This window comes from Flavonifractor sp., assembly GCF_019422385.1.
Classification (GTDB): Bacteria; Bacillota; Clostridia; order Oscillospirales; family Oscillospiraceae; genus Flavonifractor; species Flavonifractor avistercoris.
Genome location: NZ_JAHZDL010000012.1, coordinates 19589 through 41053, shown reverse-complemented (window position 1 = coordinate 41053; position 21465 = coordinate 19589). Strand labels below are relative to the sequence as shown.

Annotated in this window: 19 protein-coding genes; 7 read left to right on the top strand and 12 right to left on the bottom strand. The window is 67.3% G+C overall.

Annotated features, from left to right (window positions below):
• Both ygeW and arcC read left to right on the top strand, forming a co-directional pair.
• The coding region (ygeW, locus tag QZ378_RS03180) for a knotted carbamoyltransferase YgeW (protein WP_291257278.1) at positions 1 to 999 on the top strand (999 nt) is incomplete at its 5' end.
• Positions 1000 to 1111: 112 nt separating this feature from the next.
• A complete protein-coding gene (arcC, locus tag QZ378_RS03175; protein ID WP_291257277.1) occupies positions 1112 to 2053 on the top strand; it encodes a carbamate kinase in 942 nt (313 codons plus the stop codon).
• Positions 2054 to 2099: 46 nt separating this feature from the next.
• Here the strand turns inward: arcC and QZ378_RS03170 are convergent, their stop codons facing one another.
• The 3 genes from QZ378_RS03170 to QZ378_RS03160 form a co-directional block, all read right to left on the bottom strand.
• Complete coding sequence (locus QZ378_RS03170; RefSeq protein ID WP_291257276.1) at positions 2100 to 2669, bottom strand: helix-turn-helix transcriptional regulator; 570 nt, start codon at positions 2667 to 2669, stop codon at positions 2100 to 2102.
• Between the two features lie 80 nt (positions 2670 to 2749).
• Positions 2750 to 3919 (bottom strand): aminotransferase class V-fold PLP-dependent enzyme, encoded by a 1170-nt coding sequence (locus tag QZ378_RS03165; RefSeq protein ID WP_191528808.1) that lies wholly within the window; start codon positions 3917 to 3919, stop codon positions 2750 to 2752.
• A 68-nt stretch (positions 3920 to 3987) separates the two neighbouring features.
• Entirely contained in the window at positions 3988 to 5160 is a 1173-nt protein-coding gene (locus QZ378_RS03160; RefSeq protein ID WP_191528809.1) for a hypothetical protein, read from the bottom strand.
• Positions 5161 to 5357: 197 nt separating this feature from the next.
• On the opposite strand from QZ378_RS03160, the gene QZ378_RS03155 reads away from it, so the two are divergent.
• The 4 genes from QZ378_RS03155 to QZ378_RS03140 all read left to right on the top strand — a co-directional run bounded on the left by QZ378_RS03155 (position 5358) and on the right by QZ378_RS03140 (position 9108).
• Positions 5358 to 6023 carry a ubiquitin gene (locus QZ378_RS03155; protein WP_291257275.1) on the top strand — a complete coding sequence of 222 codons (666 nt, stop codon included), beginning with the start codon at positions 5358 to 5360 and terminating at the stop codon, positions 6021 to 6023.
• A 20-nt stretch (positions 6024 to 6043) separates the two neighbouring features.
• On the top strand, positions 6044 to 6730 hold the full coding sequence (locus QZ378_RS03150; protein WP_087238315.1) for a response regulator transcription factor: 687 nt from the start codon (positions 6044 to 6046) through the stop codon (positions 6728 to 6730).
• Positions 6731 to 6967: 237 nt separating this feature from the next.
• Entirely contained in the window at positions 6968 to 7462 is a 495-nt protein-coding gene (locus tag QZ378_RS03145; protein ID WP_291257274.1) for a hypothetical protein, read from the top strand.
• Positions 7462 to 9108, top strand: coding sequence for a cell wall metabolism sensor histidine kinase WalK (locus QZ378_RS03140; RefSeq protein ID WP_291257273.1), 1647 nt, complete (start codon positions 7462 to 7464; stop codon positions 9106 to 9108). Before QZ378_RS03145 ends, QZ378_RS03140 begins: the two co-directional genes overlap by 1 nt.
• Positions 9109 to 9174: 66 nt before the next feature.
• On the opposite strand, the gene QZ378_RS03135 is transcribed toward QZ378_RS03140, so the two are convergent.
• Both QZ378_RS03135 and QZ378_RS03130 read right to left on the bottom strand, forming a co-directional pair.
• On the bottom strand, positions 9175 to 12270 hold the full coding sequence (locus QZ378_RS03135; protein ID WP_291257272.1) for a M56 family metallopeptidase: 3096 nt from the start codon (positions 12268 to 12270) through the stop codon (positions 9175 to 9177).
• Positions 12263 to 12646 carry a BlaI/MecI/CopY family transcriptional regulator gene (locus tag QZ378_RS03130; protein ID WP_191379226.1) on the bottom strand — a complete coding sequence of 128 codons (384 nt, stop codon included), beginning with the start codon at positions 12644 to 12646 and terminating at the stop codon, positions 12263 to 12265. Before QZ378_RS03130 ends, QZ378_RS03135 begins: the two co-directional genes overlap by 8 nt.
• 127 nt (positions 12647 to 12773) lie before the next feature.
• Here QZ378_RS03130 and QZ378_RS03125 point away from each other — a divergent pair, with 127 nt between their 5' ends.
• On the top strand, positions 12774 to 14072 hold the full coding sequence (locus QZ378_RS03125) for a M18 family aminopeptidase (protein ID WP_291257271.1): 1299 nt from the start codon (positions 12774 to 12776) through the stop codon (positions 14070 to 14072).
• A 59-nt stretch (positions 14073 to 14131) separates the two neighbouring features.
• Here the strand turns inward: QZ378_RS03125 and QZ378_RS03120 are convergent, their stop codons facing one another.
• The 7 genes from QZ378_RS03120 to QZ378_RS03090 form a co-directional block, all read right to left on the bottom strand.
• Positions 14132 to 14263 carry a hypothetical protein gene (locus tag QZ378_RS03120; protein ID WP_291257270.1) on the bottom strand — a complete coding sequence of 44 codons (132 nt, stop codon included), beginning with the start codon at positions 14261 to 14263 and terminating at the stop codon, positions 14132 to 14134.
• Positions 14260 to 14763: a DUF6198 family protein gene (locus tag QZ378_RS03115; RefSeq protein ID WP_291257269.1), complete on the bottom strand. Its 504-nt coding sequence runs from the start codon at positions 14761 to 14763 to the stop codon at positions 14260 to 14262. Before QZ378_RS03115 ends, QZ378_RS03120 begins: the two co-directional genes overlap by 4 nt.
• Positions 14764 to 14807: 44 nt before the next feature.
• Positions 14808 to 15233: a MarR family transcriptional regulator gene (locus tag QZ378_RS03110; RefSeq protein ID WP_291257268.1), complete on the bottom strand. Its 426-nt coding sequence runs from the start codon at positions 15231 to 15233 to the stop codon at positions 14808 to 14810.
• A 157-nt stretch (positions 15234 to 15390) separates the two neighbouring features.
• On the bottom strand, positions 15391 to 17313 hold the full coding sequence (gene htpG, locus QZ378_RS03105; RefSeq protein ID WP_291257267.1) for a molecular chaperone HtpG: 1923 nt from the start codon (positions 17311 to 17313) through the stop codon (positions 15391 to 15393).
• 132 nt (positions 17314 to 17445) lie between these two features.
• A complete protein-coding gene (locus QZ378_RS03100; RefSeq protein ID WP_291257266.1) occupies positions 17446 to 18651 on the bottom strand; it encodes a CapA family protein in 1206 nt (401 codons plus the stop codon).
• The gene (locus QZ378_RS03095; protein WP_291257265.1) at positions 18652 to 19899 is read right to left on the bottom strand and encodes a serine hydrolase; all 1248 of its coding nucleotides are present in this window, start codon (positions 19897 to 19899) and stop codon (positions 18652 to 18654) included.
• A gap of 89 nt (positions 19900 to 19988) precedes the next feature.
• Positions 19989 to 21461, bottom strand: coding sequence for a hypothetical protein (locus QZ378_RS03090; protein WP_291257264.1), 1473 nt, complete (start codon positions 21459 to 21461; stop codon positions 19989 to 19991).
• Positions 21462 to 21465: the final 4 nt, after the last annotated feature.

Below are 21465 nucleotides of genomic sequence, written 5' to 3'. Positions count from 1 at the left end.
TTCCGGGACAACTCCACCCGCACCCGCTTCTCCTTCGCCTCCGCCTGCAACCTGCTGGGCCTGGAGGTGCAGGATCTGGACGAGGGCAAGAGCCAGATCGCCCACGGCGAGACCGTCCGTGAGACCGCCAACATGATCTCCTTCATGGCCGACGTCATCGGCATCCGGGACGACATGTACATCGGCAAGGGCAACACCTACATGCACGAGGTGGTGGACGCCGTCACCGCCGGCCACAAGGACGGCGTGCTGGAGCAGAAGCCCACCCTGGTCAACCTCCAGTGCGACATCGACCACCCCACCCAGTGCATGGCCGACATGCTCCACATCATCCACCACTTCGGCGGCGTGGAGAACCTGAAGGGCAAGAAGGTGGCCATGACCTGGGCCTACTCCCCCAGCTACGGCAAGCCCCTCTCCGTGCCCCAGGGCGTCATCGGCCTGATGAGCCGCTTCGGCATGGACGTGGTGCTGGCCCATCCCGAGGGCTACGAGGTCATGCCCGAGGTGGAGGCCGTGGCCGCCGCCAACGCCGCCAAGACCGGCGGCACCTTCACCAAGACCCACTCCATGGCCGAGGCCTTTAAGGATGCCGACATCGTGTATCCCAAGAGCTGGGCCCCCTTCGCCGCCATGGAGAAGCGCACCGACCTGTACGCCAAGGGCGACAGCGAGGGCATCAAGGCTCTGGAGAAGGAGCTGCTGGCCCAGAACGCCCAGCACAAGGACTGGTGCTGCACCGAGGAGCTGATGAAGACCACCAAGGACGGCAAGGCCCTGTACCTGCACTGCCTGCCCGCCGACATCAACGGCGTCTCCTGCGTGGACGGCGAGGTGGAGGCCAGCGTGTTCGACCGCTACCGCGACCCCCTGTACAAGGAGGCCTCCTTCAAGCCCTACATCATCGCCGCCATGATCTTCCTGGCCAAGGTGAAGGATCCCCAGGCCACCCTGAAGGCCCTGGAGGACCGCGGCGCTCCCCGCTGGTTCCAGAAGTAAGACTTCCACATAACCCTCCCTTTCATCCTGGCCCGCCCGCAAATACGGACACTCTGGTATTCTGCGGGCGGGCCCCTGCTTTTTCTGACTAAACAGGAGGTAATCTTTTTACATGGGTAAACGAATTGTCATCGCCCTCGGCGGCAACGCCCTGGGCAACAATCTGCCGGAGCAGATGATCGCCGTCAAGCAGACGGCCAGGGCCATTGTGGACCTGATTCAGGAGGGCCACCAGGTGATCATCGCCCACGGCAACGGCCCCCAGGTGGGCATGATCCAGAAGGCCATGGCGGAGCTGACCCGCTCGGACCCCGACAAGTACATCCCCTGTCCCCTGTCCGTGTGCGTGGCCATGAGCCAGGGCTACATCGGCTACGACCTGCAGAACGCCCTGCGGGAGGAGCTGCTGGACCGGGGCATCTCCAAGGGTGTGGCCACGGTGCTCACCCAGGTGGAGGTGGACCCCGCCGACCCGGCCTTCGCCCACCCCACCAAGCCCATCGGCGCCTTCATGACCCGCGAGGAGGCGGACAAGATGGTGGCCGAGCGGGGCTACGACGTGATCGAGGACGCCGGCCGGGGCTGGCGCCGGGTGGTGGCCTCCCCCCAGCCGGTGTCCATCATCGAGATCGAGTCCATCCGGGATATGGTGAACGCCGGCCTGGTGGTGGTGGCCTGCGGCGGCGGCGGCATCCCGGTGTACAAGACCGAGGGCCACCACCTGAAGGGCGCGGCGGCGGTGATCGACAAGGATTTCGCCTCCTGCGTCCTGGCCCAGCAGGTGGAGGCCGACACGTTGATCATCCTCACCGCCGTGGAGAAGGTGGCGGTCAACTTCGGCAGGCCCGACCAGAAGTGGCTGGACGAGCTCACTCCCGAGCTGGCCCGGCAGTACATCGCCGAGGGCCAGTTCGCCCCCGGCTCCATGCTCCCCAAGGTGGAGGCCGCGGTGAAGTTTGCCGAGAGCGCCCCCGGCCGCTCTGCCCTCATCACCCTGCTGGAGAAGGCCAAAGACGGCATCCACGGCCGCACCGGCACCGCCATCCACTGCTGAACCGTAGACAAAAGACGGATTTCCCGTATTGGGAAATCCGTCTTTTTTACCGCAGATACAGGAAGGAATAGTAGAGAGGAATGGTGAGGAACAGCATCCATCCCGGGTGCCAGTTGTCCAGCAGAAAGCCGGTGAGCAGGTAGACCATGGTGACGATGAGGGCGTAGACCTCCTGCAGCCCCAGGGCGCTGGTCAGATTGGGCAGGGCCACCATCAGCACCAGGGTGAGCAGCCACAGCAGCCGCTCCTTCCACTTTTTCCATTCCTTTTTCCGGGCCTTCCGCTCCGCCTTCTCGGCGGCGTCCCAGGCGGAGGCGGCGGCAAAGACCTCCTCCGCCTCTGTGTCCCTGTCCGGGGCCGTTTCTGCCTCCGGTTCCGGCTCCGGCGCGGCCTGGGCCGCCGCGCCCCCGGCGGGCGTGTGGAGCAGCAGGCCGTCCAGGGAGATGCCGTAGAGCCGGGCCAGGGCGATCAGGTTGTCGGTGTCCAGGGAGGACTCCGCCCGCTCCCACTTGGAGATGGCCTGCCGGCTCACCCCCAGCCTGCCGGCCAGCTCCTCCTGGGAATAGCCGTGGGCGCGGCGCAGCTCCACCAGCCGGTTGGCGATCTCGATGTTCATGGACAGGCCTCCTCTCTTCGGATGCTATCTTATCAGTTTCCCCGCCGGACGGCCACCTATTCTGGCTTTCACGGCCGCAACTATCGGTTGCGGGCCTCCGTCAGCAGCGCCTCCACCGCCCCGGCGGCGGTGTCAATCTCCGCGAAGGTGGTGAAGGGCCCCACGGAGAAGCGCACCGCCCCCTGGGGGAAGGTGCCCAGCGTCCTGTGGGCCAGGGGGGCGCAGTGGAGCCCCACCCGGGTGAGCACGCCGTACTCCCGCTCCAGCCGGAAGGCCATCTCCCCGTTGTCGGCGCGGAGGAAGTCCACCGAGACCACCCCCGCCCGGTTGAAGCAGTCGTCGGTGCCCAGCACCCGCAGGCCGTCCTCCTCCAGCTCCTTCATCCGGTACCACAGGTGGCGGGAGAGCTTCCGCTCCCGCTCCCGCAGCGCCTCGCCCTGCTCCGCCAGGTAGTCCAGGGCGGCCCCCAGGCCGAAGATGCCGGGCAGGTTCAGGGTGCCCGGCTCCAGCCGGTCGGGCAGGAAGGGGGGCATGGACAGGGACTCCGACAAACTCCCCGTGCCGCCGGACACCAGGGGCTCCAGCTCCGCGGCCAGGGCGTCCGTCACCACCAGGCCGCCGATGCCCTGGGGGCCCAGCAGGCCCTTGTGGCCGGGGAAGGCCAGGCCGTCGATGCCCATGGCCGCCATGTCCACCGGCACGGCGCCCAGGGTCTGGGCTCCATCCACCAGGAAGAAGATCCCCCGCTCCCGGCACAGGGCGCCCACCTGTCCGATGGGAAACAGGGTGCCCGACACGTTGGAGGCGTGGGTGAGCACCACCGCCCGTACATCCTCCGTCAGGCGCTCCGCCAGGCCGTCCGGCAGCAGCTCTCCCCGGTCTGTACAGGGCAGATACTCCACCGACACCCCCTTGCTCTTCAGCTGTTCCAGGGGCCGCAGGACGGCGTTGTGCTCCATGGGGGAGGTGAGCACCTTGTCGCCGGGCCGCAGCAGGCCGTGGAGCAGGAAGTTGAGGCCATAGGTGGCCCCCGGCGTGAAGCACACGTTCCGGGGATCCGGGCCGTTCACCAGGGCGCACAGCTTCTCCCGCACCGCCAGCACCCCGCCGGCGGCGTCCCAGGCCCGCTGATAGCCCCCCCGGCCGATGTTGCAGCCCACATGCTCCAGGTAGTCCGCCATGGCCGTCCCCACGCCGGGGGCCTTGGGGAGAGAGGTGGCCGCATTGTCCAGGTAGATGGTCTTGTCCATAGGCGCTCGCCCTCCATGCCGCAGGGGCGGACGGAAGATCCCGCCCGCCCCTGCGTGTCCGTTTTGATTCAGATGCGCGTCTCCAGGGCCAGCCGGAACTGGTAGTCCGACCGGCTCATCCGGGGCAGGGCCCGCTCCAGCATGGACGCAGCTGCGGTGCTGTCGTCCAGCAGCACCCGGGCGGTGCTGCGCCGCCCCTCCAGGTTCTGGAGCAGGGCGGTGGCCTGGGTGCTGGCGCTGCGCCCGTCGTCCCGGGCGTCCACATTGGCCGTCCAGCACACCCAGCCCTCCGCCTCCAGGGCGTCGGCCACGCCGGCGGCGGCGTCCTCCAGATAGACGGTGTGGGGCCGCAGGTGGGCCAGCTCCTCCAGCAGGGCGGTACCCTCCTCCAGCTCCGCCCGGGCCGTCTCCAGGGAGGCGCCGGACACCGACAGGCCCACGGCGTGGCCGGTGCCCACCAGCCGCCGCAGCTGATCGGCGGAATCGGCCAGGGCCGACCCCCGGAAGAGGAACAGGGCCCGAGCATCCCGGTCACCCAGGCTGTCCAGGATGCTCTCCAGCCCTCCAGCGCCGGTGCACTGAACCACCAGATAGACCGGCAGGCCCTCCTGTTCCGCCTCCTCTCCGGTGGTGTCCGTTGGGGTCTGCTGGGGCTCGGTGGTCTCTTGGCTGTCCCCCTCCAGCTGCCGCAGGTACTCGTAATAGCGGGTGCGCATGGCGTCGCCGCTGGCGGTGGAGACAAAGTCCTGGGTGCTCAGCCACTCCTGCCCGTTGGTGATGCGGATCAGGGTGCCGTACTGGGTGGGGGTATAGGTGTAGTTCAGGCCGAAGAAGGAGCACACACCCGCCAGGGGGAGGAACACCCGGCCGTTGCGCTGCACCGCCCGCATGTCCAGGGAGGTACCGTTGAGCTGATCCACACAGGTGCCGGCGTTGAGATCGAACACCAGGGTGCCCCGCAGGCTGTAGAGGGTGAAGGTGTAAGTGCTCTCGGTGTGCTCCTGCCCGTAGGACACCCCCAGGTTGACCCCGGTGACCGTCCGGTCGAAGGCCAGATAGGGCACATAGAGCACCCCGCCCACCCAGGCGGGCATGGCGTCCAGGGGGAGCGTGAGCATCCGGTCGTTCTCCGCCATCAGATAGATGGTGGGCGTGTCCGCCCTGGCCGCGGGCAGCACAAGGGCGCACAGCAGCGCCAGCGCGCACACCGCGGACAGGATCTGTTTTCCTCTGCGGGCCATGACCCCACCTCCCCTGTTTGGATGGGACAATTATAGCATGGATCAGGCGGCGGGTAAAGGGTGCCTTGCGCCGGCGGCCCCGGCGTGGTATCATGGGGTGGATTCCCTTTCATCAAATTTTAAGGAAACCTAAATTCCATTCCCAGCCCCATGGGGATATAATACATCCAGAAAAGCCGGAGAGGATGGTGGAGCACATGGCGGTAACCCTGGAGCAGGTGGAGGCCCTGCGGGCGCGGGCGGAGGTGTCCTATGAGGAGGCCCGGGCCGCCCTGGAGGACAGCGGCGGCGATCTGCTGGACGCGCTGATCGCCCTGGAGCGGGCAGGTAAGCTCCGCCCCGACGGCGCCCGGGGCGCCTTTTTCACCACCCGGCCCGGCGGAGAGGATGCCCCGCCCCCGCCGCCCGCCGGCGGGCCCGCTCCGTCCCAGGTGCCGGCCGGGGAGCGCCCCCGCTTCTTCGGCCTGGCCCTGACGGTGGGCGGAAGGCGGCGGCAGCGGGGACGCCAGGAGGGCTCCGGATTCGGGACAAAGTTAAAGGAGCTGCTGCTGGCGGCGGCGGATCTGCTGCGCCACTGCACGGTGAACCAGTTCGAGGTGTGGCGCGGCGGGGAGCGGATGACCTCCCTGCCGGTGCTGATCCTGATCCTGCTGGTGGTGCTGGCCTACTGGATCTCCCTGCCCTTGCTGGTCATCGGCCTGCTGTTCGGGTGCCGGTACCGGTTTTCCGGCCCGGATCTGGACAGGAACAAGGTGGGCGAGGTGGCAAACCAGGTGTCCGACTCTGTGCGGGACGCGGTGGGCCAGGTGCGGGAGCAGTTCAAAAAGGAGTTTAGCAGATCCCGGCACAGAAAAGGCAAGTAAGCAAGTGAGGAGAGAGGCACATGGCGGAACGGATTCTGCTGGTGGAGGACGAGGAAAAGCTGGCCCGGATGGTGGAGCTGGAGCTCCAGTACGAGGGCTATGAGGTGGAGAAGGCCTTTGACGGCCGCACGGGGCTGGAGCTGGCCCTGTCGGGGAAATTCGACCTGGTGCTGCTGGACATCATGCTGCCCGCCCTGTCGGGCATGGAGGTGCTCCGCCGCCTGCGGAAGGAGAGCCAGATGCCCGTGATCATGCTCACCGCCCGGGACACGGTGGTGGACAAGGTGTCCGGCCTGGACATGGGGGCAGACGACTACATCACCAAGCCCTTCGCCATCGAGGAGCTGCTGGCCCGCATCCGGGCGGCCCTGCGCAAGCGTCCCGCCCAGGCGGCGGAGCCGCCCCGCAGCCTGCTCACCGCCGGGCCCCTGTCCATGGACACCGACCGGCACGAGGTCACCGTGGACGGCGAGAACGTGGAGCTCACCCGGCGGGAGTTCGATCTGCTGCGCTACCTGCTGGAGAACAAGGAGAAGGTCATCACCCGGGAGTCCCTGCTGGATCACGTGTGGGGCTTCGACTTCGTGGGGGAGACCAACGCCGTGGACGTGTATATCCGCTTCCTGCGCTCCAAGATCGACGAGCACTTCGGCATCAAGCTGATCCACACCGTCCGCGGCGTGGGGTACGTGATCCGGGAGGAATAAAACCCGTCAAAAAAGTGGCCAAGGCCACTTTTTTGAGAAGGCCTCAGCCCGCCGCGCGCAGGGTTTGCCCGCTGTACGCGGACAAACCCCACACTTGCGGGCTGAGATGTGTTTTTAGCCACGCGCATGTCGCGGCTGAAAACAGATTTTCATCCTGTTCGCGCCTTCAGGCGCGAACTCTGCGAGGCTCCTGACCATCTGTGGACGGAGACATTCCGCCCGGGGGAGGTATTTGTTATGACCGCATCCGCCATTGTGTATACCAGCGCCACCGGCTTCACCGCCCGGTACGCCCAGCTGCTCTCCCGGAAGACCGGACTGCCCTGCCTGGCTCTGGAGCGGGCGAAGGAGCTGCCCGGGGACACCCCCGTCCTCTACCTGGGCTGGCTGTGCGCCGGAGGGATCAAGGGGCTGAAGAAGGCCCGGAAGCGCCTGGCGGTGCGGGCCGTCTGCGCCGTGGGCATGGCCCCGGCCTCTTCGGAAGTGGTGAACAAGCTGGCCGGACAGAATCACTTGGAGGGGCTCCCCTTCTTCTACCTGCGGGGCGGCTACGCCCCGGAGAAGCTGCCCGGCCCCTACAAGCTGATGATGGCCCCCATGACAAAGGCGGTCACCGGACACCCGCCCAAGGACGAGAATGAGGCCGCCATGCAGGAGGCCTTCCGGCACGGGGACGACTGGGTGGACGAGGGCGCGCTGGCGCCGGTGCTGGCCTGGCTGGAGGGATCGTAATGGCAAAAAAGCAAGCGGAGCGGAGGCCGCCCGGACGCATCAAGTCCTCCATTGTGGCCCGGCTCAACACCCGGCTGTTCTTCCGGCTGCTGGGCATCTACTTCACCATGGATCTGCTGCTCACCCTCCTGTTCTGCGGCGGTCTGTTCATGTGGGCGGAGGGCCAGGCGGCCCAGATCAGCGCCCTGGTGGAGGAGCGGGGCGTGCCCACGGCGGAGGCCACCGAGTGGATGGGCGCGGGCAACTACACCGTGGTGGCCGGCGCGCCGAAGGAGCTGGAGACCGGCTGGCTGGTCACCGACGAGACCTCCGTGGTGACGGATATGCCGACAGACACCAGTGCCCCGGCGGAGAGCACCGCCAGCACTGTGGTGATCACCGGGGGCACGGCGGGACAGGCGGCCGAGGCCGGCAGCGCCCTGGCGCCCCTGGGCTTCCGCCTGCCCGGCTGGCTCCCCTCCCCGGCGGAGACCGAGGGCGGCGTGCGCTGGTTCAACCCGGGCACAGTGGATCTGCTCTTCCTGGTGACCTTCTCCACCGGGGACACCACCAGCTACACCCTCTATCTGCCCCACAACGGCGACCCCTACACCATCCAGATCGACCTGAGCAGCCCGGCGGCCATCTTCGTGTTCGCCGCCCGGGTGCTGCTCATCTGCCAGCTGGCAAGCCTGATCACCAATCTGTTCAAGAACGCCGGCTCCATCAAGAAGGTGCTCCGCCCCATTCAGGAGCTGGCCGCCACCGCGGCCAAGCTCAACCAGGCCGAGCGCATGTCGCCGGAGGAGCTGCGGGCCCTGGCGGGCAAGCTGGATGAGATCAATGCCACCCATCTGGATCAGCGGGTGTCGGTCTCCGGCACCCAGCGGGAGCTGCAGACCCTGGCCCAGGCCATCAACGCCATGCTGGACCGCATCGACGAGGCCTACCGCTCCCAGATGCGCTTTGTCTCCGACGCCAGCCATGAGCTACGCACCCCCATTGCGGTGATCCAGGGGTACGCCAACCTGCTCAACCGCTGGGGCAAGGACGACCCCGCCACCCGGCAGGAGGCCATCGACGCCATCCGGGCCGAGGCCGACTCCATGAAGGAGCTGGTGGAGCAGCTGCTGTTCCTGGCCCGGGGGGACAACGACTCCATGCACATCCAGATGGAGATGTTCGACCTGACCGAGGTGGCCGCCGAGGTGCTCAAGGAGACCGAGATGATCGACCAGACCCACACCTTTGCCGCCAGGTGGGAGGGGGCGGTGCCCGTGCGGGCCGACGTGGGCCTGACCAAGCAGGCCCTGCGCATCCTGGTGGACAACGCCATCAAGTATACCGCCGCCGGGGGGCGCATCACCCTGTCCGCCGGGGTGAAGGACGGCTTTGCCCGCCTGTCCGTCCAGGACGAGGGCCAGGGCATCGATGCGGAGAGCCTGCCCCACATCTTCGACCGGTTCTACCGCACCGACGAGTCCCGGGCCCGCCAGACCGGCGGCACCGGTCTGGGGCTGGCCATCGCCAAGTGGATCGTGGATCGCCACGGCGGCTGGTTCGAGGTGCGCTCCTGGCCCGGCGTGGGCACCCGCATGACCATCGTGCTCCCCCTGGCCGCCCTGGGCGGCAATGCCGAGGACGAGGAGGAGCCCCAGTCCGCGTAACGCATGCAAACAATCTAACCCGGGGCCCGCTACAAAATCACATTTTGCAGCGGGCCCCGGGTTGTTTTATGCCCCGTACTCTGCCGCCAGCGCGTACAGGTCGGCCTCTCCCGTACCCTGGAACCAGAAGCTCTGGCCCGTGCTCAGGTAGTTGAAATAGACCAGATTGCCGGGGTAGACGGTCACGTGGACAAACTCGTCCGTGTTGCTCAGGGCAATGCCCTCCGCCCCCGACTGGGCGGGCTCCGCCGGGGCCCAGGTCAGGCTGTCCACCGCCTGGGCAAAGGCCCTGTCCACCGGCGCCCCGCTGGACGCCAGGTGCCAGTCCTCGGCGTAGATCTGATCGGGGAAGCCCCGGGCCGCCTCGGCCTCCCACAGCTCCGCCAGCCGGGAATAGAGGATCCGGTAGTCGCTGTTTTCGGTACAGTGCCATGTCCGCAGGCCGTCCGGTGTCTGGAATTCCAGGTATGGCTCATTCCAGTACAGCCACATCTGGCTGGTGCCGCTCTGCTCCAGCTGGCGCTCCAGTTGGATCATATAGCACCCGGAGGGCAGCAGCTCGGCCTGGGCCGACAGCCGGTCCGCCCTTCTTTGCGGCTCATCGTCCTCCGGCGCCAGCTCCCAGCCGCACTGGGAGATCCACTCCTGGAGGACGGGCAGTTCCTCTGCGGACAGGGTTTCAATCCACGGCCCGTTGTCCGGGTTCCCAAACCCCCAGAACTCGACGGTCTCCGCCCCGGCGAACAGGGCCTCCAGGGCGGCCGAGGGGCTGTCGATGTCCAGCACCGCCGTGCCCAGGTAGAGGTCAAAGGTGTCCGCCATGTCCGTTGGGCCCTTCAGGGTGAAGGCGTCCAGGGACAGCTCCCGGTCGGTATACGCCTGCTCAAACTCCAGGGCCACCTGCATTGGATCCAGCAGGCCGGGCCGGTGTCCCTCGTCACAGGCGGCCTGAAGGGAGGCGTAGTATTCGTCCATGGTCTGGCCGCTTTCCGGGATTACCAGATGTTTGTTTCCGGCGTCATCGTACCAGCGGTCCACGCACCAGATGCCGCTCTCCCCCTGGGTGACGGGCTGGGAGAGGATCAGGGTATACACCGTGTCCGCCTGATCCTCATAGCCGCTCATGCCGTAATAGGGGTAATAGAGCACCGTATAGTGCTCCCCCTCCTGATAGGAGAGGTTCATGCTGACCCGCTGGAAAAAGAGATCCTCCTCCATGGGCGTAAGCCCGGCGTCGGCGGCCGGCCCCTCCAGCCATGTCAATAGCTCCGCCCCTGTGCTCTGGTAGTCCCCGTAGTGCTCGGGGTCGTAATTTACATCCGTGGGGGTAAGGCACACATAGTACCAGTCCGCGTCCCGCCCCAGGTAAGAGGCGCCCCCGATCAAGTCCCAGGTAGCATAAGACTGTTCAAACTCCACCGGGGTATAGCGGGCCACGTCCAGCAGCTGGCCGCCCCATTCCGTGTTGTAGTCCGGCTCGTAGTAGTAGGAGGCCAGCACGCCGGAGCTGTTTTCGGTCACGTCCCCCGGCTCAACCACCACCACCTTGTCCGCCAGGCTGTCCGGCAGGGCGGCCAGGCCGCTCTCCAGGGGGACGCTGTCCCCCTCCTCCACGGCCAGGTTGGACACAAACTGCCAGCTGTCCCCGTGCTCCCGCAGGGTGACTTCTTTGATGCCGTCGGCTATGAAGGTGTCGTCGTAGGTCAGGCGCACCAGATTGCCGTTCCGCTCCCCACCGGTAAAGGCGACGGAGCCGCGGTAGTTGGTGTCGCCATGGAAGTGGTAGTAGCTGTCGTACTCGGGCAGATAGGTGAAGCCGTCCAGCCCCACCTGGTTGGTCTCCGCCAGGGTGAGGCCCAGGTACTCCTCCAGCACCGCGTCCATCTGGGCGGTGGTCAGCACCGTGGCCGGACTTGGAGCGTCCTCCGCGCCGATGGCGGCGGAGATTTCCGGGGACAGCTCCCCCTGCTCCGTCCCGTCCCCGCAGTAGAACAGCTCAAACAGGTTGATGTCCTCCGGGTTCTCGTAGGTGGAGCTGAGGAACTGATTTCGGATGTTGATCTGCACCACTGTCCCGCTGTCCATCTCGTTGGTGAAGAACTCGTTCCCGTTGAACCAGGCCAGCTCCTCGTCGGACAGGGACTCCCAGGTATCGCTCCGCCCGCCGGTGAAGGTACACCCCACCGCCAGGCCGATGAGGAAGGCCGCCGCCGCAAAGGCGGTCAGCAGGGTTCTGGGCCTCCTGGCGATCATGGTGATGCGCTCCTTCAGGCCGGACTTGCCGGCGGTCATGGTGGTGGCGCAGCACAGCAGGTCGGTGAGGGCGGGCCTGGTGGTCACCAGCCGGATCAGAGCCCGGCCGTAGGCCGCCCGGGTGGGGTCGTCCGCGTTCCGGAGGGCCCCCTCGTCGCAGGCCAGCTCTCCGTCCCGCTTGGACAGGGCGGCGGAGAGCCACACCAGGGGGTTGTACCAGTGGAGGGCCAGGGCCGCCCCCCGCAGCACCGCCCAGATGTGGTCCCCGTGGCGGCGGTGGGTGAGCTCATGGGCGAGTACGTGACCCAGCACCGCCGGGTCGCCCGCCGCCGCGGGGGTCAGGTACACCGCCGGGCGGGGGAAGCCGTACAGGCAGGGGGAGGGCAGCCCCCGGGCCACATACACCGGCACGGCCAGCCCCGTGACGGGGTGGGCCCGCCGCACCCGCCGCAGGCGGAGGTAGAACCGCAGGTTGGAGATCACCAGCGCGGCGGCCACGGCCGCCGCACCCGCCAGCCACACGGCGGTGAGCACCGTCCGCCAGGGAAAGGGCTCCGGCGCGGGGGCCGACTGGCCGGCAGTCCCCTGTCCCTCCGGCTCCGCCGGGGTGACGGGCTGGACGGGCTCCGCCGCCTGCGCCGGTTGGGCGGGCTGTGCCTGCCCGCTCCCGCCGCCGTCCTCCGGGGCGGGAGCGGTGACGGTGCTCTGGCTCACCTCCACCTCCGTCCGGGGCAGGTAGTTGAGCACGCTCAGACCCGTCTGGGCCACCGTGCCGGGGATGAGCAGGCGCACCAGCAACACCAGCCACAGGGCGTACTGCAGCCGCAGGGACAGCTTCCCCTGGAACAGCCGGCGCACCAGCAGGACAATGAGAATCAGCAGGGACGACGTGATGATCCACTCAGTCATGGCGGCTCTCCTCCAGTCCCTTCAAAATGTCGTAGAGGGCGTCCAGCTCCTCCTGGCTCAGCTCCTCGGGCTGGGCGGCGGCGCTCATGAGCAGCTCCACGCTGCCCTTCCCCACCCGGCGGAGGAAGCTGCGGGTCTCCCCCACCACGGCGGCCCGGCGGTCTACCGCCGGGGCGTACTGCCGGGCCCGCCCCTCCTGGGTGCAGGCCAGCAGTCCCTTGTCGGTCATCCGCCTGAGCACCGTGGTGGTGGTGCCCTTGGCCCAGCCCTCCCGCGCAGACAGCGTGCGGGCCAGCTGAGTCATGGTCTGGGGAGCCTTCTCCCACAGGCAGTCCAGCACCGCCCACTCCGTACCCGTCAGCCGTACCGGCTCCATGCAATCACCTCATTCCGCAAAAGGTAGACTTTGTCTACCTGTAATGTATCACAGAAGGCAGACAATGTCAACCTTTTCTTTTGGGGCGGAATATCGTATAATGTGGGGGAACAAAGGAGGGATTGCCATGCAGACCACAGATCTGCTCATGGAGTACATAGAAAACAGCCCCAGCCCCTACCACGCGGTGCACAGCGCCGCCGCCCTGCTGGAGGACGCGGGCTTCACCCGGCTGGAGGAGTGCGCCCCCTGGACGCTGGAGGGGGGACGGGGCTACTACACCACCCGCAACCAGAGCAGCCTGATCGCCTTCCGGCTTCCGGAGGGCGCGCCGGAGGGGTGGCGCCTGGCCGCCGCCCACAGCGACTCCCCCACCTTCCATGTGAAGAACGACGCCCTGGAGGGGGATTCCCGCTACATCCGCCTGTCGGTGGAGGGCTACGGCGGCATGAACTGCGCCAGCTGGCTGGATCGCCCCCTCACCGTGGCGGGGCGGGCCATTGTGCGCACGGGCGAGGGCGTGGAGGGCCGGCTGGTATACCTGGATCAGGATCTGCTCACCATACCCAGCCTGGCCATCCATCAGCAGCGGGACGTGAACCGCGGCCACGACTACAACGCTCAGAAGGACATGCAGCCCCTGTACGCCCTCTCCGGCGGAACGCCCCTCACCGCCCTGGTCGCGGAGGAGCTGGGGGTGGAGGCGGGGGACATCCTGTCCACCGACCTGATGCTCTGCCCCCGGCAGCGGCCGGTGTACCTGGGGCCGGAGGGGGAGCTGTTCCAGGCCCCCCGCATCGACGATCTGGGCTGCGCCTACGCCGCGCTGGAGGGCTTCCTCACCGCCGGGGGCAGCCGGCGGTTCGGGCAGATCTACTGCCTCTTCGACAACGAGGAGGTGGGCAGCGGCACCCGCCAGGGGGCCCTGAGCACCTTCCTGCCCGACGTGCTCGCCCGCATCGGGGAGGTGCTGGGCCTGTCGGCCCAGGACGCCCGCCGGGCCCTGGCCAGCAGCCTGCTCCTCTCCGCCGACAACGGCCACGCCGTCCACCCCAACTTCCCCGAGAAGGCCGACCCGGCCAACAGGGTCTACCCCAACGGCGGGGTGGTGGTGAAAGTCGCCGCCAGCCAGAAGTACACCACCACCGGCCTCACCGCCGGGCTGTTCCAGGCCATCTGCCAGAAGGCGGAGGTGCCGGTGCAGGTGTTCGCCAACCGGGCCGACGAGCCCGGCGGCTCCACCCTGGGCAACCTCCTGGGCCGCCAGGTGAGCATACCCATGGTGGACATCGGCATGGCCCAGCTGGCCATGCATGCCGCCGTGGAGACGGCGGGCAGCCGGGATCCGGAGTACCTGGCCCGCGCCTGCGCCGCCCTCTATCAGGCGGAGTTCACCCTCACCGCAGACGGCATCTACCGGTTCTGAAACAAAGCAGCGCCCCCGCGTGCCAGGCACGCGGGGGCGCTGTCCGGTCTGGGGGGCGTTCAGCCGGCCTCCGGCTCCGCAGGTGCGGAGGGGAGCAGAAGGCGGCCCCCATACAGCCGGATAATCCGCCCCAGCAGCAGGGCGGACAGGACGGTTCCCACGCCGATGCCGTAGAACGGCGCGTGGTTCACGAGGCAGAGCAGGGCGCTGACGGCCACCAGGGTGATGTCAAAGCCGTTTTCACCCTGGAAAACACCACGTGGAAGACCTCGGAGATGGTCTTGACGATGCCGTCTGTGGGGGTGAGAACCAGGTCGGTTCTGACGCACAGGAAGACGCCCATGGCCGTGACAAACATGGTCAGGAGGAACAGCGCCACCCGCACCGCCGCGGGGAAGGGCAGCTCCGGCACCAGGAAATCATAAAAGTCGGTCAGGATACCAAAGGCAAAGGACAGCGGAATCTCCAGCAGATAGACCAGGGTGATCCTCCGGGACAGGATGCACTGGCACGCCACAAAGAGCAGGTAGCAGAGAATCGAGGCCGCACCCAGGGACACGGTGTAGATCTCCGAGATGGCATACATCACCGAGCTGAAGGCCGCCACCCCCATGGCGTACCGGATGTTGAGCACCACGGAGACCGCGATCAGGTTCAGCCCGATCAGATACAGAATCACTCGTTTTTTCAATCAGATACCTCCATACGGGAAAGTTCAGGGGCGCGCGGCCCCGCTCACAGGGCGTCCAGGTTGTCCAGGGCCCGGGACAGCAGGGTGAGAAACTGGGCCCGCTCCGCCGTGCCCATGCCGCGGAGCAGCCTGTCCCCCAGGTGGGTGCCGTTCTGCTCCATCTTCCGGAACAGCGCCCGCCCCTCGTCCGTGACGGAGATCGTCTTATACCGCCCGTCCTCCCGGGAGACGGACAGCGTGATGAGCCCCTTTTCCGCCATGCGGGCCGCAATCCCCCTGGCCGTCTGGTGGGTGACCCCCAGATAGTCCTTCAGATCCGACACGGTTTTCCCGCTGCGGCGGGCCAGGTAGACCAGGCTGTCCGCCTGGGCCGCAGTGAGGCCCAGGCTGCGGATGTCCACATTCCGCCGGCTGGTGATCCGGTTGGCCAGCTTCAGGATCTCCCGCGCCAGGACGTATTCCGCCTCCACGGCAGTTCCCCCTTTCGTTCCCCTTTCAAATATACAGCATGCTGTATATATTAGCGCAGATTCCCGCCCCTGTCAATATGCTCCACCTCCGCCGGGACGAAAAAACGGCCCCGCGCACCCAAATGCGCGGGGCCGACCTGCTTTTTACGGTTTTATCTCATACCATCAGGGAGCACACCAGCTCGGTGTATCCCGCCGGATCCTCCAGGGGGATGCCGGCGATCAGCTGGGCCTGGGCGTAGAGGAGCTTGGCGTACTTGGCGGCCTTGTCCCTGTCGGTCTCCACCGCCTGCTGCAGGGCGGCGAAGGCGGGGGAGTCGGGGTTGAGCTCCAGCACCCGCTGGGCCTTCATGTTCTTGGCGTTCTCCGGATCCACCCGCTGGAAGTACTTCTCCATCTCCAGGGTGATGGGGCCGTCGGCGGTGAGGCACACCGCGCCGCTCCTGAGGATCTTGGACACCCGGGCCTCCTTGATCTGGTCGCCCAGGGTCTCCTTCAGGAAGTCCAGCACCGGCTTGCTCTCCTCGGCCTTCTTCTCCAGGGCGGCCTTCTCCTCGTCGGTCTCGGGGAGGGCGTCGTCGTCGTCCACCGACTTGAAGGGCACGTCGTCCACCGCGCCCAGGGCGTCCACCACGAACTGGTCGGGCTCGTCGGTGAGGTAGAGGATCTCGTACCCCTTGTCCCGGATGCGCTCGGCCTGGGGCAGCTTGGCCAGCTGGGCCGCATCCTCGCCGCAGGCGTAGTAGATATACTTCTGCTCCTCGGGCATGCGGGCCTTGTACTCGGCCAGGGAGGTGAGCTTGCCCTCCTTGGAGGAGAAGAAGAGCAGCAGATCCTTCAGCAGGTCCTTGTGGACGCCGTAATCGGACACCACGCCCACCTTGATCTGGGTGCCGAAGGCCTTCCAGAAGGTCTCGTACTTCTCCCGCTCGTCCTTCTGGAGGCGGAGCAGCTCGGCCTTGATCTTCTTCTCCAGGTTGTTGGCGATCACCTTCAGCTGGCGGGTGTGCTGGAGCATCTCACGGGAGATGTTCAGGGAGAAGTCCTGGGAGTCCACCACGCCCTTCACAAAGCGGAAGTGGTCGGGCAGCAGATCGGCGCACTTGTCCATGATGAGCACGCCGGAGGAATAGAGCTGCAGGCCCTTCTGGTAGTCCCGGGAGTGGAAGTCAAAGGGGGCGTGGGAGGGGATATAGAGCATGGCCTTGTACTCCACCGCGCCCTCGGCGGACACGTGGATCACGCTGAGGGGATCCTCCCAGTCGCCGTACTTCTCCTTGTAGAACTGGTTGTACTCCTCGGGCTTCACCTCGCTCTTGGGCCGCTGCCACAGGGGCACCATGGAGTTGAGGGTCTCCCACTCGTCGTAGTCCTCCCACTCCGGCTTGTAGTCGTCGCCGGCGTCCTCCGGGCGGGGCTTCTGGCGGGACTTGTGCATGAGCATGACGATGGGGTAGTGGACGTAGTCGGAGTACTTCTTGATCAGCTCCGCCAGGCGGTACTGCTCCAGATACTCGTCGTACTTGTCGTCGTCGGTGTTGGCCTTGATGTGGAGCACGATGTCGGTGCCCACGGTGTCCTTCCCGCACTGGGTGAGGGTGTACCCGTCGGCGCCGGTGGACTCCCACTGCCACGCCTCATCGGCGCCGTAGGCCCGGGAGGTGACGGTGACCCTGTCGGCCACCATGAAGGCGGAGTAGAAGCCCACGCCGAACTGGCCGATGATGTCCACGTCAGAGGGCTTGTCCCCCTCGGCCGCGGCCATGTCCTGCTTGAACTGGAGGGAGCCGCTGCGGGCGATGGTGCCCAGGTTGCTCTCCAGCTCTTCGCGGGTCATGCCGATGCCGTTGTCGCTGATGGTCAGGGTGCGGGCAATCTGGTCGGGGGTGAGGGTGATCTTCAGCTCCGACCGGTCCACCCCCACCTTGTCGTCGGTGAGGGCCCTGTAGGCCAGCTTGTCCAGGGCGTCGCTGGCATTGGACACCAGCTCCCGCAGGAAGATCTCCTTGTGGGTGTAGATGGAGTTGATCATCAGATCCAGCAGGCGCTTGGACTCGGCCTTGAACTGTTTCTTTGCCATGGTGATGGATGCCTCCTATATGAAAACTCATTTGTAAATAGATAGCGTTAGCACTCAAACTTTCCGAGTGCTAACGCTATCATAGTCCTTCGAACCGAAAATTTCAAGAGGGTTCAAAAATTGTTTACAATTTCAGCCGCCGGTACGGGGCTCTCCCAGGATCTCCCGGCAGTTGGCGGCGGCCTCCTCCAGCCGCGCGGCCAGGGCGCTGTCGGCGCCGGCGGGGATGGAGGACGCGTCGGTGAGGGTGAACACCCGCTCCGTCCCGTCCCGGCGCACCATGAGCATGGGCACATAGTCCCAGCCGGTGACGGAGGCCTCCCCGGCGGCGTTGTCGCGGGTCAGCTCCACGGTGAGCACCGCCGTGGTGTCGGTGAGGGGATCCACCTGGGAGGAGATGAAGTTGCCCAGGGAGTAGCACACAAATCCGGTGCGCTCTGTCCCGTCCCAGCCGGTGACGGTGCGCTGCTCGATGGGCTGGGGCACGTGGGAGTGGCCCCCCAGCACCAGATCCGCCCCGTTTGCGATGAGCAGGTCGGCGAGCTCCTCCTGATAGGAGTTCTGGGTGGTCTGGTACTCCACCCCCCAGTGGATCATCACGGCGATGAGATCCGTGTCCAGGGCCCGGGCGGCGGCCAGATCCTCCTCCAGCCTGCCGGTGTCCGGGGTAGAGAGGGTGGTCATGTAGTCGGTGTTGAACAGGCTGACGGCGTAGTCCCGCCCCTGGGGGACGGGGATGCCGTTGGTGCCGTAGGTGTAGCCCAGGAAGGCCACCGAGATGCCCCCCACGTCGGCCACGTGGATGGTGTTTTCCGCCTGCTCCTCTGCCGAGCGGCAGGTGCCCACGTGGGCCAGCCCGGCGCCGTCCAGGGCGTCCAGGGTGGACACCAGGCCGTCCCAGCCCCGGTCTAAACAGTGGTTGTTGGCGGTGAGGAGCAGGTCAAAGCCCGCCTCCGCCAGATCCCCGGCCAGGGCGGCGGGGGACTTGAAGGCCGGGTAGCCGGAATAGGGCCCCGTCTCGGACAGGGTGGTCTCCAGGTTGGCCACGGCGTAGTCCGCCGCCTGGAGGTAGGGCGCGGCCTGGGCGAAGATGGGGGAGTAGTCATAGCCCCCCTGCCCCTCGTCCCAGGCGTCGTTGGTGACGGGCATGTGGCTCATGATGTCGCCGCACACCGCCAGGGTGGCCACCGTGGGGGACGGCGTGGGGGTGGGGGTGGGCTCCGGGGTGGGGGTGACCTCCACCGTGGGCGGAGGGGCGGGCGTCTCCGCCGGGGCGGCGGGGGCGCACCCCGCCAGCATAAGCAGGGCCAGACAGAGGCCCGTCCAGGTTTTTTTCAATCAGGTATCCTCCTCCACGGCGGCATAGACCGCCTGGGCAATTTCGCCGCATATCGCGTAGATGCCGTGCTCGTCCACCACGCCGTCGGCCCCGGAGGTGAGCACCACCACCCCGTCGCCGGTGTCCGGGTCGTAGGAGAGCAGGGCATACTGGCCGTAGGCCGAGCCGGTGTGGTAGTACAGCCCCTCCCGGCCGTACAGCTCCTCCTGGTACCGCAGGGGGCGGCACTGGAGGAAGGTGGAGCGGCCGTCGGACACGGGGGTGTCCAGGGGCGTCTCCATCCAGGCCACCGACTCCGGGGAGAGCAGAACCTGCCCCTCATATGCCCCGTCGTTGGCCAGCACGGCCGCCAGCTTGGCCAGATCCCCGGCGTTGCACGTGAAGCCCCCGTCGAAGAAGTTGCCCTTGTGGCCGGGGGCGTAGTCCAGGGTGTAGCTCCGCTGCTCCGACGTGGAGCGGGCCAGGGAGCCGCCGTAGTAGTACAGGGTGGCCAGCAGATCGGTGTTGTCCACGCTGCCCCCCTCAAAGGCGGCGTCGATGCCCAGCGGATCCAGCAGGCCCTCCGCCAGCATGTAGTCCAGGGAGGTGTCCGCCGCCAGCTCCAGGGTCATGCCCAGCACGGCGAAGCCGTAGTTGTTGTAGGCCCAGCCGGCGGGGTCGCCGGGCTCCACCGCGCGGTAGCCGCTGCCGCCGATGCGGCTCCGGGCGCCGGAGTAGGTGCGGGCGGACAGGCTGTCGCTGGCCGCCAGAGACGAGGTGTGGGTGAGCAGGGTGTCGATGGTCACCGGCGTGTCCGGATACCAGGGGTTGACGGAGGTGGTGTCCCACCATGTACCGATGGGCGCGTCCAGGGTGACGGTGCCGTCCTCGGAGAGCAGCATGGCGCACATGCCCACCACCACCTTGGTCAGGGAGGCCACCCGCAGCTTGTGATCGGTGGTCATGGGGGCGCTGTTCAGGGTGGCCCAGCCCCAGGCGGCCTGGGCGGTGACGGTGCCGTCCTCAATCACCGCCGCCTGGACCCCCACCGCCCCGTGGTGCTCCGCCGCCTCCTCCACAAAGGCGGCCAGCTCCCCGTCCGTCAGGGGCGGCTTGGGGGGTGGCGTGGGCTCCAGGGTGGGGGTGGGCGTGGGGGACGGCAGGGTGAGCTCAGGCGGAGTGGTCTCCGCCTGAGCGGGTTGCGTCCCGCCGCACCCGGACAGCAGCAGAGCCAGGGCCAGGCACAGCACAAGCACGCTTCGCTTCAAGAGGAATCCTCCTTGTTCTCTTTCTCCCCACTGTAGCACAAAAATCAACAGGATGTCAGCCGGAAATCGCAGTCTCTCTCCCTGCCCCCCTACAATTCCATACCGGGCGTCCACAGGGCGGCCCGGAGGGCCTCCGTACTGGAAAAGCCGCCCAGGGGGTCGCTGTCGGCCTCGGTGCCCTCCCAGTCCTGGCGGAGCACCCCGGCGGACTCCCCGCCGATGGTCACCAGGTAGACCCGCTGCCAATCCAGCCCGTGGGCCCGGAGACTGCTGTCCACATACATGCCCCCGGCCAGCAGGCGGAGGGTGCCCTCCGGCGGGTCGGTGTAAAAGGCGGCGGAGATGGCATAGGCCCTGGCGTCCAGAGCCGCTTCCTCGTCCGCCTCCCGGAAGCCCGTCAGCTCCCAGCCCACAAAGCCGCCGTCCGCGGACACCTGGGCCAGCCGGGCGTCGTAGTAGGCGTCGGTGAGCGCCTTGCAGGCGGCATAGGCCTCCTGATCGATGTCGTCCGGCGTGTCCAGGCTGGTGCGGAGGAGCTGGTAGAGGGCCTCGCTCTCCAGGTGGAGCCGTCCGCCGGGCAGGTTGGCCCCGCCGAACACCTCCACCACGTTTTCCTCCAGGCCCGCCTGCAGATAGAGGGCGTCGTCTCCGGAATAAGTTTCCTGATCCTTGGGGGCCAGGTAGCAGTCCAGCGTCCACACCACGTCGGTGGCCGAGCCGTTCAGGGTGAGGCTGTCGTGGTCGACAGGGTGCTCCGCCGCCTGGCGGAGCAGCTCGGCCAGCTCCTCCGCCGTGGGGGGCTCATTGGAGCCGTACCAGCTCACATACCCGATGTCCTCCGCCGTCAGGTTGGCCAGCCGCTCCAGCAGGGCCTGGTCGGCGGTGTTCCTGTGGGCGCGGATGTGCCAGGCTTCCCCGTCCTTCTGCAGGGTCAGCTCGGCCCGATGGCCGTTCGCCCAGGGCTCCGACCACAGCAGGGCGGTACCGGCGGCCTCGTCCACCTGGCCTCCGGCGCACACGAACATACCGGGGCCGAAGTCACTGGTGAAGGTGTACCAGGCGTCGTAGTCCTCCAGATAGGGCACACCAGAGGTGTCGGCCAGGTTGGCGGAGGTGATGCCGGCGTACCGCTCCAGGGCCGCGTCCACCGAGGCGCGGGTGATGCGGTGGATGGGCACGGAGCCCGGCGAGATGCCCCAGGGATAGCCGGGCAGGGCGGCCAGCGCGGCGGCCTCCGCCTCATCCCCGGCGCTCAGGGTGCCGTCGTCCGGGAAGTACTGGAGGAAGGCGGCAAAGTCCAGCCGGGTCACGTCATCATAATAACTGGTGAAAAAGCCGCTCACCGGGGTGGCAATGGTGACGCCGTTCTCCTCCGTCCAGGAGGCAAAGGCCTCGTTGACCGCCGCCACCTCCTCCTGGGTCAGCGCGCGGGCGGGCTCTGATGCCGGGCTGGTCTCCGGCGGCGGGGTGGTGTCCACAGGGGCCGGGGCCTCCGGCCCGCAGGCGGTCAGGAGCAATGCCAGGGCCAGGGCGGCCAGCAGGGAAAACATACGCTTTTTCATCCGC